At 39.3% G+C, this 16,718-nt stretch carries 30 protein-coding genes; 3 read left to right on the top strand and 27 right to left on the bottom strand.

Annotation, left to right across the window (positions count from 1 at the left end):
- Positions 1–46: 46 nt before the first annotated feature.
- Positions 47–1,678, bottom strand: coding sequence for a hypothetical protein (locus tag A9G41_RS07840; RefSeq protein WP_065583278.1), 1,632 nt, complete (start codon positions 1,676–1,678; stop codon positions 47–49).
- Between the two features lie 420 nt (positions 1,679–2,098).
- Here A9G41_RS07840 and slyD point away from each other — a divergent pair, with 420 nt between their 5' ends.
- The 3 genes from slyD to A9G41_RS07855 all read left to right on the top strand — a co-directional run bounded on the left by slyD (position 2,099) and on the right by A9G41_RS07855 (position 3,766).
- Complete coding sequence (gene slyD, locus A9G41_RS07845) at positions 2,099–2,659, top strand: peptidylprolyl isomerase (protein WP_065583277.1); 561 nt, start codon at positions 2,099–2,101, stop codon at positions 2,657–2,659.
- Between the two features lie 176 nt (positions 2,660–2,835).
- On the top strand, positions 2,836–3,504 hold the full coding sequence (gene radC / locus A9G41_RS07850) for a RadC family protein (protein ID WP_065583276.1): 669 nt from the start codon (positions 2,836–2,838) through the stop codon (positions 3,502–3,504).
- A 58-nt stretch (positions 3,505–3,562) separates the two neighbouring features.
- Positions 3,563–3,766: a SlyX family protein gene (locus A9G41_RS07855; RefSeq protein WP_065583275.1), complete on the top strand. Its 204-nt coding sequence runs from the start codon at positions 3,563–3,565 to the stop codon at positions 3,764–3,766.
- A 191-nt stretch (positions 3,767–3,957) separates the two neighbouring features.
- Here A9G41_RS07855 and rplQ read toward each other — a convergent pair whose 3' ends face one another.
- The 26 genes from rplQ to rplD form a co-directional block, all read right to left on the bottom strand.
- Positions 3,958–4,344, bottom strand: a complete 387-nt coding sequence (gene rplQ, locus A9G41_RS07860; protein ID WP_065558593.1) for a 50S ribosomal protein L17 — start codon at positions 4,342–4,344, stop codon at positions 3,958–3,960.
- A 29-nt stretch (positions 4,345–4,373) separates the two neighbouring features.
- Positions 4,374–5,363, bottom strand: a complete 990-nt coding sequence (locus tag A9G41_RS07865) for a DNA-directed RNA polymerase subunit alpha (protein WP_065567149.1) — start codon at positions 5,361–5,363, stop codon at positions 4,374–4,376.
- Positions 5,364–5,388: 25 nt separating this feature from the next.
- Entirely contained in the window at positions 5,389–6,009 is a 621-nt protein-coding gene (gene rpsD / locus A9G41_RS07870) for a 30S ribosomal protein S4 (RefSeq protein ID WP_065567150.1), read from the bottom strand.
- A 41-nt stretch (positions 6,010–6,050) separates the two neighbouring features.
- Entirely contained in the window at positions 6,051–6,440 is a 390-nt protein-coding gene (gene rpsK, locus A9G41_RS07875; RefSeq protein ID WP_025314405.1) for a 30S ribosomal protein S11, read from the bottom strand.
- 15 nt (positions 6,441–6,455) lie between these two features.
- On the bottom strand, positions 6,456–6,812 hold the full coding sequence (gene rpsM, locus A9G41_RS07880) for a 30S ribosomal protein S13 (protein ID WP_065567151.1): 357 nt from the start codon (positions 6,810–6,812) through the stop codon (positions 6,456–6,458).
- 165 nt (positions 6,813–6,977) lie between these two features.
- Entirely contained in the window at positions 6,978–7,091 is a 114-nt protein-coding gene (gene rpmJ / locus A9G41_RS07885) for a 50S ribosomal protein L36 (protein ID WP_025314403.1), read from the bottom strand.
- Between the two features lie 26 nt (positions 7,092–7,117).
- Positions 7,118–8,458: a preprotein translocase subunit SecY gene (gene secY / locus A9G41_RS07890; protein WP_075539533.1), complete on the bottom strand. Its 1,341-nt coding sequence runs from the start codon at positions 8,456–8,458 to the stop codon at positions 7,118–7,120.
- 8 nt (positions 8,459–8,466) lie between these two features.
- Positions 8,467–8,901 carry a 50S ribosomal protein L15 gene (gene rplO / locus A9G41_RS07895; RefSeq protein ID WP_065567153.1) on the bottom strand — a complete coding sequence of 145 codons (435 nt, stop codon included), beginning with the start codon at positions 8,899–8,901 and terminating at the stop codon, positions 8,467–8,469.
- A 5-nt stretch (positions 8,902–8,906) separates the two neighbouring features.
- Positions 8,907–9,086, bottom strand: a complete 180-nt coding sequence (gene rpmD, locus A9G41_RS07900) for a 50S ribosomal protein L30 (RefSeq protein WP_025314400.1) — start codon at positions 9,084–9,086, stop codon at positions 8,907–8,909.
- A gap of 6 nt (positions 9,087–9,092) precedes the next feature.
- Positions 9,093–9,593, bottom strand: a complete 501-nt coding sequence (rpsE, locus tag A9G41_RS07905) for a 30S ribosomal protein S5 (RefSeq protein ID WP_025314399.1) — start codon at positions 9,591–9,593, stop codon at positions 9,093–9,095.
- Between the two features lie 14 nt (positions 9,594–9,607).
- Complete coding sequence (gene rplR / locus A9G41_RS07910; RefSeq protein WP_025314398.1) at positions 9,608–9,961, bottom strand: 50S ribosomal protein L18; 354 nt, start codon at positions 9,959–9,961, stop codon at positions 9,608–9,610.
- A 9-nt stretch (positions 9,962–9,970) separates the two neighbouring features.
- A complete protein-coding gene (gene rplF / locus A9G41_RS07915) occupies positions 9,971–10,504 on the bottom strand; it encodes a 50S ribosomal protein L6 (protein ID WP_065567154.1) in 534 nt (177 codons plus the stop codon).
- Between the two features lie 11 nt (positions 10,505–10,515).
- On the bottom strand, positions 10,516–10,908 hold the full coding sequence (gene rpsH, locus A9G41_RS07920) for a 30S ribosomal protein S8 (RefSeq protein WP_065567155.1): 393 nt from the start codon (positions 10,906–10,908) through the stop codon (positions 10,516–10,518).
- Positions 10,909–10,925: 17 nt separating this feature from the next.
- Positions 10,926–11,231, bottom strand: a complete 306-nt coding sequence (gene rpsN, locus A9G41_RS07925; RefSeq protein WP_025314395.1) for a 30S ribosomal protein S14 — start codon at positions 11,229–11,231, stop codon at positions 10,926–10,928.
- An 11-nt stretch (positions 11,232–11,242) separates the two neighbouring features.
- Positions 11,243–11,782 (bottom strand): 50S ribosomal protein L5, encoded by a 540-nt coding sequence (rplE, locus tag A9G41_RS07930; protein WP_065558584.1) that lies wholly within the window; start codon positions 11,780–11,782, stop codon positions 11,243–11,245.
- 17 nt (positions 11,783–11,799) lie between these two features.
- Positions 11,800–12,114, bottom strand: a complete 315-nt coding sequence (gene rplX, locus A9G41_RS07935) for a 50S ribosomal protein L24 (RefSeq protein ID WP_065567156.1) — start codon at positions 12,112–12,114, stop codon at positions 11,800–11,802.
- A gap of 10 nt (positions 12,115–12,124) precedes the next feature.
- The gene (gene rplN / locus A9G41_RS07940; RefSeq protein ID WP_025314392.1) at positions 12,125–12,496 is read right to left on the bottom strand and encodes a 50S ribosomal protein L14; all 372 of its coding nucleotides are present in this window, start codon (positions 12,494–12,496) and stop codon (positions 12,125–12,127) included.
- A gap of 194 nt (positions 12,497–12,690) precedes the next feature.
- Positions 12,691–12,948 carry a 30S ribosomal protein S17 gene (gene rpsQ / locus A9G41_RS07945; RefSeq protein ID WP_075539534.1) on the bottom strand — a complete coding sequence of 86 codons (258 nt, stop codon included), beginning with the start codon at positions 12,946–12,948 and terminating at the stop codon, positions 12,691–12,693.
- 1 nt (position 12,949) lies between these two features.
- On the bottom strand, positions 12,950–13,141 hold the full coding sequence (gene rpmC / locus A9G41_RS07950; protein ID WP_065567157.1) for a 50S ribosomal protein L29: 192 nt from the start codon (positions 13,139–13,141) through the stop codon (positions 12,950–12,952).
- Positions 13,142–13,552, bottom strand: coding sequence for a 50S ribosomal protein L16 (gene rplP, locus A9G41_RS07955; RefSeq protein WP_034911153.1), 411 nt, complete (start codon positions 13,550–13,552; stop codon positions 13,142–13,144).
- Positions 13,553–13,564: 12 nt separating this feature from the next.
- Entirely contained in the window at positions 13,565–14,302 is a 738-nt protein-coding gene (gene rpsC, locus A9G41_RS07960) for a 30S ribosomal protein S3 (RefSeq protein WP_034884234.1), read from the bottom strand.
- Between the two features lie 14 nt (positions 14,303–14,316).
- The gene (rplV, locus tag A9G41_RS07965; protein WP_034884235.1) at positions 14,317–14,649 is read right to left on the bottom strand and encodes a 50S ribosomal protein L22; all 333 of its coding nucleotides are present in this window, start codon (positions 14,647–14,649) and stop codon (positions 14,317–14,319) included.
- Positions 14,650–14,662: 13 nt separating this feature from the next.
- Entirely contained in the window at positions 14,663–14,941 is a 279-nt protein-coding gene (gene rpsS / locus A9G41_RS07970) for a 30S ribosomal protein S19 (RefSeq protein WP_024496505.1), read from the bottom strand.
- Positions 14,942–14,960: 19 nt separating this feature from the next.
- Positions 14,961–15,785, bottom strand: coding sequence for a 50S ribosomal protein L2 (gene rplB / locus A9G41_RS07975; RefSeq protein ID WP_065558580.1), 825 nt, complete (start codon positions 15,783–15,785; stop codon positions 14,961–14,963).
- 18 nt (positions 15,786–15,803) lie between these two features.
- Positions 15,804–16,106 carry a 50S ribosomal protein L23 gene (rplW, locus tag A9G41_RS07980; protein WP_034885052.1) on the bottom strand — a complete coding sequence of 101 codons (303 nt, stop codon included), beginning with the start codon at positions 16,104–16,106 and terminating at the stop codon, positions 15,804–15,806.
- The gene (gene rplD, locus A9G41_RS07985) at positions 16,103–16,705 is read right to left on the bottom strand and encodes a 50S ribosomal protein L4 (protein ID WP_065567158.1); all 603 of its coding nucleotides are present in this window, start codon (positions 16,703–16,705) and stop codon (positions 16,103–16,105) included. The genes rplW and rplD overlap by 4 nt, the downstream gene beginning before the upstream one ends.
- Between the last annotated feature and the right edge of the window lie 13 nt (positions 16,706–16,718).

Genomic DNA, 16,718 nt, shown 5'->3' on the forward strand with positions numbered 1-16,718 from the left:
TTATAATAAAAAATAATATTTTACTTTTAAATATTTCTATAAGAAATCAACCTTTACAAATTATATAATTATCCAGCCATTTTCCATCTTTAGTATTTGCTATTTCAATACAACCACTATCAGCATATACGGTAAATTGAGTAAATGAAGAGTGAATATCCTTTGTCCAATAAGGCTTTGTAAAAAACTCCGAATTCCAGTGAGATTTAGGATAAGCCGCTTTATTTATTGGTCCCCATTCACCTAGCAATGAATCACCTATCGCTCGCGTAAATAAATTAATAGCTGGCGGGGTTGGCGATAACTCAGGCGCATTTTTAACTGGTGAATTACTCAATTCCTTTCTAGTAAAAAGATTATTAATTCCTCCACATTGTTTTACGGCAGTATCAAATCCACCTTTCATATCACCTTGAGGAAGCGCCCAGATACTTGTTGGATTAAAGCTATAATCATGAATTATTGATGGTTTTCTTTTTAAAATAGCCCGAACTGTCACTGTACCTGCTGGTTTACTATTTATAACAATACTTCCCATAGTATCAACCGAAACACCATTTCCTGGATTATTGATTACATGATAATCATAATCACTCTGCGAACCTGTCATCACTAGTTGGAACTGAGCACCAGGAAATCCTGTTGTTGGGAAACGTCTATTTGAAACAGTTGGATTAGCTTTAAAACCAAAATCCAATACATAATCGCTAGTGCGACCACCACCACCGATAGGATCTGGTGTATTTAAATGAGGTTTATTCCACCCCACTCCATTACCAGTACCTTTACCATCAAAGCTAAACCATTGAAGTGTTGAGTGCACATTTATCGCATTCGGTTTGGCATAACATAGCTCTGATTTAGCTGCTATTTGGTAAGTTTTGGCTAAGGTTAATTGCTCACTTTCTTTTGGAATACCATACTGCGAATACGCTTTTACTTTTGTTTCAATTATCAATTTTAATGGCATTGAAAAACCACTGCCACAACCTATAATCTTTTTCTTATCATCACCAGTTATGCGTCTTCCGGTATTGTCATACCACCAATAGTAAGTCGATTCCACCTTAAACGGTTGGCTCGTATCAGCATTATCACCATCGATATCGCGATAATTCTTTACCCTATCTAAGTTGGTTGGCGTATAAGTTGCCACTTTAAAATCATTTAGCGTTAAATTACCATCAAATTCTTTCACTTCACCAGATTTTAGCGTGCCATTTTCCTCACTATAAAAAACACCGTTGACAGTAAAACCATGTTTATCTGCACTTGATAACGCCACCACTTGCGGTGCATTCCCAACAATAACCTGACTTGAAGTCGCTGTTAGTATTGCATTAGCTGAGCTAACGTGTATCCATTGTGATAATAAGATTAAACTCATGACTTGAGTAGGTTTTGGTTTTAAGTAAGCTGTCAGTGCCGTTATTTTGGTAGCAAAGTGAGATTTGCAATGGAAGTGTTTAAAACAAAAAGGTAACGCTAAAGATAAAACGTTTTGCTGTAATATTACGTTTGAAATAAAACAACTAACAAAATGCCCGATGCCCGATGCCCGATGCCCGATGCCCGATGCCCGATGCCCGATGCCCGATGCCCGATGCCCGATGCCCGATGCCCGATGCCCGATGCCCGATGCCCGATGCCCGATGCCCGATGCCCGATTTAGAGCCACATTGTATCATATCTTTACAACTCCTTATAGTTATTTTCTTATTTTTAATAATTATTCAATAGAATATCTTATACAATACGAATAGTTAAATTGAAACCTAGAAATAAAAAGATGCTATTGTATTCAAGACGATAACGCATAATAAAATAAATTAATTCTTTTGTAATGAGATTTTTTGTAAAGAATTGTAAACTTTCCAAAGCAGTTGCTTTTTATACTAAAATACGAAGCTTTCCTGAAACTTCTTTACAACAAAAAAGTCTTCCACTTCGTTCGCAAACTGGAATTAACTCATTTCCTAGCCCCCCAGATCTTTCTTAACTAAAAACTTTTTATAAAAATAAGAAATTAGCATACAGATAATCTTTTTTCAGCTAAAATCTATAGCTTATTTGCTCGTTATAGCCCGTTGGAGATAAAATGAAAATAGCAAAAAACACAATAGTAAGTATAGCATACCAAGTTAGAACGAAAGATGGCGTTCTTGTTGATGAAGCAACAGCAACTGCTCCGCTTGAGTATTTGCAAGGCGCAGGAAACTTATTACAAGATCTTGAAAAAGCCTTAGAAAGTCATCAAGTTGGTGATAAATTTGAAGTTGAAATAATTAATGCATATGGTGATTTTAATGATGCACTTGTGCAAAATGTTCCTCGTGATGTGTTTGTCGGTGTTGATGAATTAGAAGTTGGTATGCGCTTTTTTGCTGATACTGAGCATGGTTCTTTACCAGTTGAAATTACCGCTATCGATGGCGATAATATCACTATTGATGGTAATCATATGCTAGCGGGACAAGATCTAAAATTTAACGTTGAAGTATTAGCTATTCGTGAAGCCACAGAAGAAGAAATAGCCCACGGTCATATTCATGGTGAGCATGGACATGATCATGGTGGTTGCGGTTGTGGTGTCCATGATCATGAAGATGATGATAGTGGTTGTTGTGGCGGAGGCCATGGCGGTTGCGGTTGCCACTAAGTTGTCGTCGTTTAGGATGTAATGATAAAAGCGCTATATAGCGCTTTTTATTTGCCAGATATCCAAAATATTACTTAATAATTTGTGAAATAAATCCCAATATTTTACAACACTGTTTTGTACTGTTAATTTTTCCATTAATAATCTAGATTTTGCTATTATTGGAACTTAGCATTATGTCTTCACAACCAGCTTCGTTAATGCCACGGGAAAAGCTGTTAAAATTTGGCGTTGAAACTCTCAGTGATGCAGAATTACTGGCACTTTTTTTACGAACAGGCACCAAAGGCTTACCTGTTTTAGAGCTATCACAAAAATTGTTAAATGAGTTTGGCTCTTTTTATAACTTAATTAATGCAAGCCATAGTGATTTTTGCAAAAAGCATGGGTTAGGCACAGCGAAATACACCCAACTAAAAGCTGTTGTCGAGCTGTCACATCGTTATCTAAAAGTTAAAATATCCAATGAAAACTCACTAACTTCACCAGCACTAACCCACCATTATTTAGCTAGCCGTTTGGCAGATAAAGAACGTGAGGTTTTTATGGTGATTTTTCTAGATAACCAAAATCATGTTATTTCATCAGAAGAAATGTTTATCGGTACCTATAATTGTGTAGAAGTTCATCCGCGAGAAATCGCTAGACGAGCATTACAATATAATGCCGCTGCATTAATTTTGGCACACAACCATCCTTCAGGCATGGCTGAACCCAGTCAAGCTGACCGTGCGCTAACAGTAAAAATAGATGAAGTTTGTAACTTGATTGATATTCGTATTATTGATCACCTTGTAATTGGTAAAGGCGAATATGTCTCTTTTGCCGAACGGGGATGGATTTGATAGCCATTTTTACTTACAATGTGACATTATATATTAATGTATACATAAGCCTGTTTTTATGAATCAACAACTAGAATTACTTGAAACTAAAGTTGCTTTTCAAGAAATTACCATTGAGGAATTAAACCGTATGGTAGCAACCCTTCAAGCAGATATCAGCAAATTAAAAGAGCAATTGACTTTATTATCCCAAAAGCTACAAGCAACACAATCATCGAATATTGCCAACTTATCGGAAGAAACACCACCGCCTCATTATTAGCTAACTATACTTACATCGATAATTGTTATTCAACCTGTCTTAGTTAGTTGATAATGCTTTAGTATCATTTAACCAATAACTAACTTTAAATAAAGTTGGCAATTTATAATTTAAAATATAATTACAATAAATGTAAATGAGAAAATAAAAAACCGGCATATAGCCGGTTTTAATACGCAATGATTTAATAATTATTCAGCTGTTGCTTCTGCTTCTACTGCAGGGCGATCAACTAATTCGATATAAGCCATTGGAGCATTATCTCCATCACGGAAACCACATTTTAAAATACGTACATAACCACCAGGACGGGTGGCAAAACGTGGGCCTAAATCTGAAAATAATTTCTTCACTGTATCTTTATCACGGATACGAGCAAAAGCCAGACGGCGATTAGCTACGCTATCGCTTTTGGCTAGCGTAATTAACGGTTCAACAACACGACGCAACTCTTTTGCTTTAGGCAATGTAGTTTTGATGATTTCATGTTCAACAAGTGAACTTGTCATGTTACGAAACATTGCTTGACGATGGCTGCTATTTCGGTTCAGTTGACGACCACTTTTACGATGGCGCATAACTTTATCCTTCTTATATAAATTTTATCTTAGTCTTCAACAATACTTGCTGGTGGCCAATTCTCAAGACGCATGCCTAAAGATAAGCCACGAGAGGCGAGCACATCCTTAATTTCAGTAAGCGATTTCTTACCAAGATTAGGAGTTTTAAGTAACTCAACTTCAGTACGTTGCACTAAATCACCAATATAATGAACTGCTTCTGCTTTTAAGCAATTAGCAGACCGAACAGTTAATTCCAAATCATCTACTGGACGTAAGAGAACTGGATCAAATTCCGGTTTATCTTCTTTCACTTCTGGTTGACGCACATCACGTAAATCAACGAAAGCTTCAAGTTGTTCAGCCAAAATAGTTGATGCACGACGAATAGATTCCTCAGGATCGATAGTCCCATTTGTTTCCATATCGATAACAAGCTTATCTAAATCCGTACGTTGTTCCACACGAGCAGCATCAACAGAATATGCGATACGCTCTACAGGGCTATAACATGCATCAACTAACAAACGACCTATTGGTCGTTCTTCATCTTCTGACTTAACGCGAGCAGAAGCAGGGACATAACCACGTCCTCGTTGTACACGAATACGCATACTAATTGAAGCATTGGCATCAGTAAGATGACAAATTACTAAATCAGGATTAACAATTTCAACATCACCATCGTGAGTGATATCAGATGCGGTTACTGCACCAATACCTGATTTATTTAACGTCAGCATAACATCATCTTTAGTATGTACACGCACTGCTAATTTTTTTAAATTAAGCAAAATATCAAGTACATCTTCTTGAACGCCTTCTTTAGTACTGTACTCATGCAGAACACCGTCAATTTCAACTTCGGTTACTGCATATCCCGGCATAGATGATAATAAAATGCGGCGTAGTGCATTACCTAAAGTATGACCAAAACCACGTTCAAGTGGCTCTAAAGTCACTTTGGCGTGTGTTTGGCTGTATTGAACAACATCAACTAGGTGAGGTTTTAAAAACTCTGTTACAGAACCCTGCATTATGTCCTCTCTTAAGTGCTAAACTTTACTTAGAGTAAAGTTCGACGATCAAATGTTCGTTGATGTCAGCAGATAAATCTGAACGTTCTGGTAAGCGTTTAAATACGCCTTCCATTTTGCTAGCATCAACTTCTAACCATGTTGGTTTTTCACGTTGTTCAGCTAACTCTAAAGCGGCTTTAATACGTGCTTGTTTTTTTGACTTTTCGCGAACACTAATCACATCTTCAGGTGAAACTTGGTAAGATGCAATATTTACAACGCGACCATTAACAAGAACAGCTTTATGACTAACTAATTGACGAGCTTCAGCGCGAGTAGCACCAAATCCCATGCGATAAACAACGTTATCTAAGCGACGTTCTAAAAGGCCAAGTAGGTTTTCACCTGTATTGCCTTTAATACGCGCTGCGCTTTTGTAGTAATTACGGAATTGACGTTCTAAAATTCCATAAATACGTCTAACTTTTTGTTTTTCACGTAACTGAACACCATAATCTGATAAACGCGGTTTACGCGCACCATGTTGCCCAGGAGCTTGTTCTAATTTACATTTACTGTCAACCGCTCGGACACCAGATTTAAGGAATAAATCTGTACCTTCACGACGACTTAATTTGAGTTTTGGTCCCAAATATCTTGCCATTTTATTTCTCCAATAATCCTAAACATTCAATGTTTAATAAATTAAACACGACGTTTCTTTGGTGGACGACAACCGTTATGAGGAATCGGAGTAACATCAGTAATGTTAGTGATGCGATAGCCCGCAGCATTTAATGCACGAATTGTTGACTCACGACCAGGACCAGGTCCTTTTACCATAACTTCCAGATTCTTAATTCCGTAATCTTTGACAGCTTCAGCACAACGTTCCGCTGCTACTTGAGCTGCAAAAGGTGTTGACTTACGAGAGCCACGGAAACCAGAACCACCAGCGGTTGCCCAACCTAACGCATTACCTTGACGATCGGTAATAGTTACGATTGTATTGTTGAATGATGCATGAATATGAGCTATACCATCAGAAACTTGCTTTTTTACACGTTTACGTGTACGAACAGGTGTCTTTGCCATTTAATTATACCTCAATTATTTCTTGATTGGCTTACGCGGTCCCTTACGGGTACGAGCGTTAGTCTTTGTGCGTTGACCGCGAACAGGAAGTCCACGACGGTGACGCATGCCACGATAACAACCAAGGTCTAATAAACGCTTGATACTCATAGTTACTTCACGACGTAAATCACCTTCAACGGTAAATTTAGCGACTTGTTCACGTAACTTTTCAATCTGATCTTCAGATAGTTCTCTGATCTTAACATTTTCAGGAATACCGGCTTCAGAACAAATTGTCTTAGCACGGGTAGCTCCAATACCATAAATCGCTTGTAAAGCAATCACAGCATGTTGTTGATCAGGAATGTTAATGCCTGCTATACGGGCCACTATGCACTCCTTTATTGTTAATGTTTAGCAAATTCACCATACTGAAAAGCCCGTTTTCAGGATACTCAAACGGTGAATTCACAACTAAATCTAAGCTGGCTATTCTAGCCAGCTTTACTATACTTTGGCAAGTAAAATATGCAAATCAACTTCTAGTTAAATAAATTAACCTTGACGTTGTTTATGTTTACCTTCAACGCAAATGACACGAACAATGCCATTACGTTTAATGATTTTACAATTTCTGCATAATTTCTTGACTGAAGCACGAACTTTCATATTTTTCTCCGTAACTTCTGGCTAACTTATCGACCGTAGCCTTTAAGATTCGCTTTCTTTAACATTGACTCATAACGATTTGGCATCATTAAAGTCTGTACTTGTGCCATAAAATCCATGATTACAACAACAACAATTAATAACGATGTTCCACCAAATTGAACCGGAACTTTCATTGCACTTGTCATAAACATCGGAATCAAACAAACAACAGTAATATATATCGCACCAATTAGTGTTAAACGAGTCATCACTTTGTCAATATACTTAGATGTTTGTTCGCCTGGGCGGATACCTGGAATAAATGCACCAGATTTTTTAAGCTGATCTGCTGTTTCCCTCGGATTGAAAACCAATGCTGTATAAAAGAAACAAAAGAAGATAATTGCCGCCACAAAAAAGATTATATATAACGGTTCATCATGAGAGAAATATTGATAGATAAGTACCATAATATATCTCCAGCCTTCACCATCTCCTTGGAACCAAGAAGCCATCATAGATGGTAACATAACAATTGTTGAAGCAAATATTGCAGGAATGACACCTGCCATATTAATCTTTAATGGTAAATGCGTGCTTTGCGCCGCATAAATACGACGACCTTGTTGTCGCTGTGCATAGTTAACAACAATACGACGTTGACCACGCTCAACAAAAACAACAAAATAAGTCACACCAACCACTAAGGCAGCGACCACTAATAGTAAAATCGGATGCAGTGAACCAGAACGAGCTTGTTCAATAGTTTCATATATTGCATGAGGAAGACCAGCCACAATACCAGCAAAGATAATGATCGAAATACCATTGCCTACGCCTCGCTCTGTGATCTGCTCACCTAGCCACATAAGAAACATAGTGCCAGTAACTAAGCTAACCGATGCAATAAAATAGAAAGAAAATCCAGGATTAATCACTACATGACCGTAATCTGGATGATTAGGTAAACCAGTCGCAATACCAACAGCCTGCACTATCGCTAACCCTAATGTGCCATAACGCGTATACTGACTAATTTTCTTACGGCCTGATTCACCTTCTTTCTTCAATTCTGCCAATTTAGGACTAATTGTAGTTAATAGCTGCACTATAATCGATGCAGAAATATAAGGCATTATCCCTAAAGCAAAAATTGAAGCACGGCTTAAAGCACCACCAGAGAACATATTGAACATACCAACAATACCATTTGAAGATGCTTTTGCTAGTAAGTCCGATAACGCTTTAGTATCAATACCAGGAACTGGAACATAAGAACCTAGACGAAAAACAATAAGCGCTAAAAGCACAAACATTAAACGTCTTGTAAGCTCACCGCTACCACTTCGTGCTCTTTGAAAATCTAATCCTGGTTGCTTTGCCATCTTTCTAATTATTCCTCAATTTTTCCGCCAGCAGCTTCAATTGCAGCTTTAGCACCTTTAGTTACTCGAATACCACGAACAGTTACTGGTTTAGTTACTTCGCCAGATAACATGATTTTTGCATATTCGATATGTGAATTAATCACATTTGCAACTTTTAAGCTATTTAAGTCAACAATATCGCCTTCAACCTTCATCAAATCAGAAAGACGAACTTGAGCTGTAACTAAAGCTTTACGTGAGGTAAAACCAAATTTTGGTAAACGACGATATAAAGGCATTTGACCACCTTCAAAGCCACGGCGAACGCCACCACCTGAACGGGATTTTTGACCTTTAACACCACGAGTACCTGTTTTACCTAACCCAGAACCAATTCCTCGGCCTAGGCGTTTCGGTGCATGCTTTGAACCTTCAGCAGGAGATAAAGTATTTAAACGCATTACTATTACTCCTCAACTTTAACCATGTAATAAACTTGGTTTACCATACCGCGAATTGCAGGAGTATCCTCACGCTCAACAGTATGACCAATACGACGTAATCCTAATCCAACTAACGTTGCTTTATGCTTCGGTAGACGACCAATAGAACTACGGGTTTGTGTAATTTTAATTGTTTTTGCCATGGTTAATTACCCCAAAATTTCTTCGACGGTTTTACCACGCTTAGCAGCAACCATTTCTGGTGATTTCATATTTTCTAAGCCATCAATAGTTGCACGAACCACATTAATTGGGTTAGTAGAACCATATGCTTTAGCTAGAACGTTACGAACACCAGCAACTTCTAAAACGGCACGCATCGCACCACCAGCGATAATACCAGTACCTTCTGATGCTGGTTGCATATAAACACGAGAACCTGTGTGAGCACCTTTAACTGGATGCTGTAAAGTATCGTTGTTTAAAGCAACATTAATCATATTACGACGTGCTTTTTCCATTGCTTTTTGAATTGCTGCTGGCACTTCACGTGCTTTACCATATCCAAAACCTACGCGGCCATTACCGTCACCAACAACTGTTAGTGCAGAAAAACTAAAAATACGACCACCTTTTACGGTTTTAGAAACTCGGTTAACTGCGATTAGTTTTTCCTGCAGTTCACCAGCTTGTTTTTCGATGTTTGACATCTTTAACTCCTACCTTAGAACTGTAGGCCAGCTTCGCGAGCAGCATCTGCTAGCGCCTGAACTCGACCATGATATTGGAAACCTGAACGATCAAATGAAACTTCTTTGATATCTTTCGCTAATGCACGCTCTGCAATTGCTTTACCAACCGCCGCTGCTGCATCTTTGTTTCCGGTGTATTTTAAACTTTCACTGATAGCTTTTTCTAATGTAGAAGCGGCTGCCAGTACTTCTGATCCGTTTGGTGCGATAATTTGCGCATAAATATGACGCGGAGTGCGGTGAACTACCAAGCGAGTTGCAAGTAATTCATGCATCTTGCGACGCGCTTTAGTTGCACGACGGATACGAGCTGATTTCTTATCCATAGTGTTACCTTACTTTTTCTTAGCTTCTTTAGTACGCACAACTTCATCTGCGTAACGAACACCTTTACCTTTATAAGGTTCAGGACGACGATAAGCACGGATATCTGCAGCCACTTGTCCAATTAACTGTTTATCAGCACTTTTGAGTACAATTTCAGTTTGAGAAGGACATTCAGCTGACACACCTGCAGGTAATTGATGTTCAATTGGATGTGAATATCCAAGAGATAAACCAATTGCATTACCTTTAACTTGTGCACGATAACCAACACCAACTAGCTGAAGTTTTTTAGTAAAACCTTCAGTAACACCAATAACCATCGCATTAATCAATGCACGAGCCGTACCAGCTTGAGCCCAAGCATCAGCAAAGCCATCGCGAGGAGCAAATTTAATTTGGCCCTCTTCTTGATTAATCACAACAGCATTATTTATTGTGCGAGATAACTCGCCATTTTTACCTTTAATCGTAATTACCTGACCATCGAGTTTTACCTCTACGCCAGCAGGAACAACGACAGGTGCTTTTGCAACACGAGACATTCTTTTCTCCCTTACGCTACGTAGCAGATAATTTCACCACCAAGACCCGCTTGGCGTGCTGCACGATCAGTCATAACACCTTTAGAAGTAGAAACAACTGCGATACCTAATCCAGCCATAACTTTTGGCAATTCATCTTTACGCTTATAAATACGTAAACCTGGACGGCTAACACGTTTAATACTTTCTACAACAGCTTTGCCTTGGAAATATTTCAAAGTAATTTCCAATTCTGGCTTAGTGTCACCAACAACTTTATAGTCCCCGATATAACCTTCTTCTTTTAGCACATTGGCAATTGCCACTTTTAGCTTAGAGGAAGGCATGGTGACTGCAACTTTATTCGCAGATTGACCATTACGAATACGGGTCAACATATCTGCTATAGGATCTTGCATGCTCATCTATAACACTCCCCTGATTACCAACTTGCCTTTTTAAGACCAGGAATCTCACCACGCATGGCTGACTCACGAACCTTAATACGGCTTAAACCAAACTTACGAAGGACGCCATGAGGACGACCAGTTTGACGACAACGACGACGTTGACGTGATGGACTAGAATCACGAGGAAGCGTTTGCAATTTAAGCACTGCATTCCAACGATCTTCATCTGATGCATTAAGATCAGAGATAATCGCTTTTAATTCTTGACGCTTTGCAAAATATTTTTCTGCTAGCTTTACGCGTTTCTTATCGCGTTCAATCATTGATTGTTTAGCCATTATGCCCTACCTTACTTACGAAATGGGAAGTTAAAGGCAGATAATAAAGCTCGGCCTTCTTCATCTGATTGTGCACTGGTTGTGATAGTAATATCTAAACCACGAACACGATCAACTTTATCATAATCGATTTCAGGGAAAACGATTTGTTCACGAACACCCATGCTATAGTTACCACGACCATCAAAAGATTTTGCGCTTAAACCGCGGAAATCTCGAGTACGAGGAAGAGCAATATAAACTAGACGTTCAAAAAATTCCCACATACGTTCGCCACGTAAAGTGACTTTACAACCAATAGGATACCCTTGACGGATTTTAAAACCAGCAACTGATTTGCGTGCTTTAGTGACAAGTGGTTTTTGACCACTGATTGCTGCTAAATCTGCAACAGCATTATCTAATAATTTCTTATCAGTAATTGCTTCACCCACACCCATATTCAAGGTGATCTTTTCGATCCGAGGGACTTGCATGACAGATTTGTAGCCAAACTGTTCTTGCAGTTTATTTACTACCTGTGCTTTGTAGTAATCATGCAGTTTCGCCATCGTACACTCCAAATTACTTAATTGATTAATTCATTAGTAGACTTATAAAAACGGACTTTTTTACCGTCTTCAAAACGAAAGCCTACGCGATCTGCTTTGCCTGTAGCTGGGTTAAAAATTGCCACGTTAGAAACATTAATTGCTGCTTCTTTTTCAACAATTCCACCTTCTTGATTTAATGCAGGTACTGGTTTTTGGTGTTTTTTCACCAAATTAATACCTTCAACAATCACTTTACCTGTAGACAAAACGCTTTTTACTTTACCGCGCTTACCTTTATCTTTTCCGGTTAACACGATAACTTCATCTTCTCGACGGATTTTCGCTGCCATTACCCGCTCCTTACAGTACTTCTGGTGCTAATGAAATGATCTTCATAAACTTCTCAGAGCGAAGTTCACGAGTGACCGGTCCAAAAATACGCGTACCAATCGGTTGCTCACTGTTATTGTTTAAAATAACACAAGCATTACGATCGAAACGAATGACAGATCCATCAGGACGACGAACACCTTTTCTAGTGCGCACGACTACAGCTTTAAGCACATCACCTTTTTTAACTTTACCACGAGGAATTGCTTCTTTAATGGTAACTTTGATGATATCACCTACCGCTGCATAACGACGGTGCGATCCACCGAGAACCTTGATACACATTACGCTACGTGCGCCAGAGTTATCGGCAACATCTAGCCTAGTCTGTTCTTGGATCATTTTAATGCTCCGTATAAATAAATTATTGTCTAATCTACCTTCATCCACCTCAACTACCATGGATAAGAATAGACAACCAAAAACCCACTTATGTGAGGGCGCATAGTATAACACCACTCAAATAAAATGGATAGCATAAAATAAACGGCTACTAAGCCGTTTATTATATTATGTACAGTTTTTAACCAAAAAGATTAAATAACTGCTTTTTCAACGATTCGAACAAGAGTCCAAGATTTGGTTTTTGATAATGGACGACACTCTTTAATTTCTACAGTATCACCAATACCACACTCGTTGTTTTCATCATGTACATGCAATTTAGTCGTACGTTTAATGAACTTACCATATAACGGATGCTTCACTTTACGTTCAATAGCTACAGTTGATTTATCCATTTTGTCGCTAATAACACGACCTTGCTGAGTACGAATTTTTACTTCAGTAGTCATATTACGCACCCGCCTTCTCAGTTAATAATGTTTTAACACGTGCAATATTACGACGCACTTGTTTTAACATATGAGTCTGTGTTAACTGACCTCCAGTTAATTGCATACGTAAGTTAAATTGCTCACGTAATAAATTAAGAAGTTCAGTATTTAACTCTTCAACGCTTTTTTCGCGTAGCTCTTTTGCTTTCATTTACATCACCGTCTTAATCACAAAGGTGGTTTTAATTGGCAGTTTTGCAGCTGCCAACGCAAATGCTTCACGAGCAACTTCTTCCGGTACACCGTCCATTTCATAAAGGACTTTACCTGGTTGAATCTGAGCAACCCAGTATTCAACGTTACCCTTACCTTTACCCATACGCACTGCAAGTGGTTTTTCAGTAATTGGTTTATCAGGGAAAACTCGAATCCAGATTTTACCTTGACGCTTAACTGCACGAGTCATTGCACGACGTGCCGCTTCGATCTGGCGCGCAGTCAAACGACCACGACCTACAGCCTTAAGACCGAATGTACCGAAACTAACATCAGTACTTACAGCAAGACCACGATTGCGGCCCTTGTGCACTTTACGGAATTTTGTACGCTTTGGTTGTAACATCAGCGACGCTCCTTATTGTTTTCGGCCTTTGCGCTGCTTTTTCGGTTGAGCAGCAGGTTGTTTTTCTGCTTGTTCAACGGCAGCCATACCACCAAGGATCTCACCTTTGAAGATCCACACTTTAACACCAATAATACCATAGGTAGTTAATGCTTCAGACAATCCATAGTCGATATCAGCTCGTAAGGTATGTAAAGGCACACGACCTTCACGGTACCACTCACTGCGAGCAATTTCAGCGCCGCCTAAACGACCACTTACTTCAACTTTGATACCTTTAGCACCCGCTTTCATTGCGTTTTGTACCGCACGTTTCATAGCACGACGGAACATAACACGGCGTTCTAACTGAGAAGTAATGCTGTCAGCAACTAATTTTGCATCAAGTTCTGGTTTGCGAACTTCTGCAATATTAATTTGTACCGCAACATCACGCTTCTCTTTTTTGTCTTTATATTTATTGACAATAGAAGCTACGGCATTACGTAATTTTTCAACGTCCTCACCTTTTTTACCAATCACAATCCCTGGACGAGCGGTGTGAATAGTAATTCGAACGTTAGTTTCTGCTGAACGGTCGATCACAATTTTAGAGATTGACGCTTGAGCTAATTCTTTATTTAAGAATTCACGCACTCTAAAATCACTTTCTAAATTATCAGCGAATGTCTTTGTACCCGAATACCATGTAGATGTCCAAGGCTTAACAATGCCTAATCGGATACCATTTGGATTTACTTTTTGACCCATTGCTATTCTCCAGCCTAGCGATCTGAGACGATCACGGTGATGTGACTCGTACGCTTCAAAATTCGATCTGCACGACCTTTCGCACGAGGCATAATGCGCTTCATGGTTGGACCTTCGTCTACGAAAATTTTCGCAACTTTTAGATCATCAATATCAGCACCATCGTTATGCTCTGCATTAGCAATAGCAGACTCTAATACTTTTTTAACAAGTACAGCCGCTTTTTTATTGGTGTACGTTAAAATATCTAGTGCCTGAGACACTTTCTTACCGCGAACAAGATCTGCAACTAAGCGAACTTTTTGTGCAGAAGAACGAGCGTGGCGGTACTTTGCAATTGTTTCCATCTCTTTCTCCTACTTATTTCTTCTTAGCTTTCTTATCAGCTGCGTGACCGCGATAAGTACGAGTCGGCGCGAATTCACCCAATTTATGACCAACCATTTCATCGGAAACATAAACTGGAACGTGCTGACGACCATTATGGACAGCGATGGTCAAACCGATCATGTTAGGAAAGATCGTTGAACGACGGGACCAAGTACGAATTGGTTTCTTGTCCCCGCTTTCCACCGCTTTCTCTACCTTCTTCAGCAAGTGTAGGTCAATAAAAGGACCCTTCTTGAGAGAACGTGGCATAGCTAATCCTCTATATTAATTATTTCTTATTGCGACGGCGAACAATATACTTATCAGTACGTTTGTTGCTACGCGTTTTCAATCCTTTGGCTTTTTGACCCCATGGAGACACAGGATGTTTACCAAAGTTACGACCTTCACCACCACCATGTGGATGGTCTACCGGGTTCATTGCTGTACCACGAACAGTAGGACGAACACCACGCCAACGCGTTGCACCCGCTTTACCTAGTACGCGAAGCATATGTTCTGAGTTACCCACTTCACCAATAGTGGCGCGGCAATCAGATAATACTTTACGCATTTCACCTGAACGTAGACGTAATGTTACATAAGCACCATCACGTGCAACGATTTGCACATAGCTACCAGCCGAGCGAGCGAGTTGTCCGCCTTTACCTGGTTTCATTTCAATGTTATGCACGGTAGAACCGACTGGAATATTGCGCATTGGTAAACAGTTACCTGTTTTAATTGATGCATCAACACCAGATTGGATCTGATCACCTGCTTTTAAGCCTTTAGGCGCTAAAATATAACGACGTTCACCGTCTTTATATAAAACCAATGCAATATTTGCACTACGGTTTGGATCATATTCCAAACGTTCAACAACTGCTGGAATACCATCTTTATTACGCTTAAAGTCGACAATACGATAATGTTGCTTATGACCACCACCGATATGACGGGTAGTGATTCGACCATTATTATTGCGACCACCAGTTTTGCTTTTTGAATCAAGCAACGGTGCATAAGGCTTACCTTTATGCAACTCTGGGTTAACCACTTTAACAACGTGGCGACGACCCGGAGATGTAGGTTTACACTTAACAACTGCCATTGTTCTTACTCCTCCGAATTACTCAGCGACGCCAGCAAGGTCTAAATTTTGACCTTCTGCTAAAGTAACGTAAGCTTTTTTCCAGTCGCTACGGCGACCGATTTGTTGACCACGACGTTTAACTTTGCCTTTAACAACAAGTGTATTAACGTCATCTACTTTAACTTCAAATAGTTGTTCAACTGCGGCTTTAATCTCTCTCTTAGTAGCATCTTTAGCAACTTTCAATACTAATGTATTTGTTTTTTCCATTGAAATAGATGCTTTTTCAGAAACATGTGGTGCTCGCAGGACTTTAAGCAGACGCTCTTCACGAATCATGCTAACATCTCCTCTACTTGTTTAACGGCATCAACAGTGATAACCACTTTGTCAAATGCAATCAAACTAACTGGATCAATACCTGCTACATCACGCACATCAACTTTATGCAAGTTACGTGCTGCTAAGAAAAGATTTTCATCAACTTCAGAAGCGATAATAAGAACATCATTAAGATTCATATCATTTAATTTCTGAGTTAATAATTTAGTCTTAGGTGCTTCAACAGTAAATGTTTCAACCACAACTAAACGTTCTTGACGCACTAATTCAGAGAAAATACTCTTTAATGCACCACGATACATTTTACGGTTAACTTTTTGGCTATGATCTTGTGGTTTTGCTGCAAATGTTACACCACCACTACGCCAAATTGGGCTCTTAATAGAACCTGAACGAGCACGACCAGTGCCTTTTTGACGCCATGGTTTTTTACCTGAACCAGCGATTTCTGCACGAGTTTTTTGTGCGCGTGAGCCTTGACGAGCAGCAGATGCATAAGCAACAACTACTTGGTGAACTAACGCTTCATTAAACTCACGTCCGAAGGTAGTTTCGGAAACAGAAAGCGCTTGCGCGTCTCTTACTACTAATTCCATCTCTATCTCCTCG

Source organism: Gilliamella sp. Nev5-1 (genome assembly GCF_001690895.1).
GTDB lineage: Bacteria > Pseudomonadota > Gammaproteobacteria > Enterobacterales > Orbaceae > Gilliamella > Gilliamella apicola_C.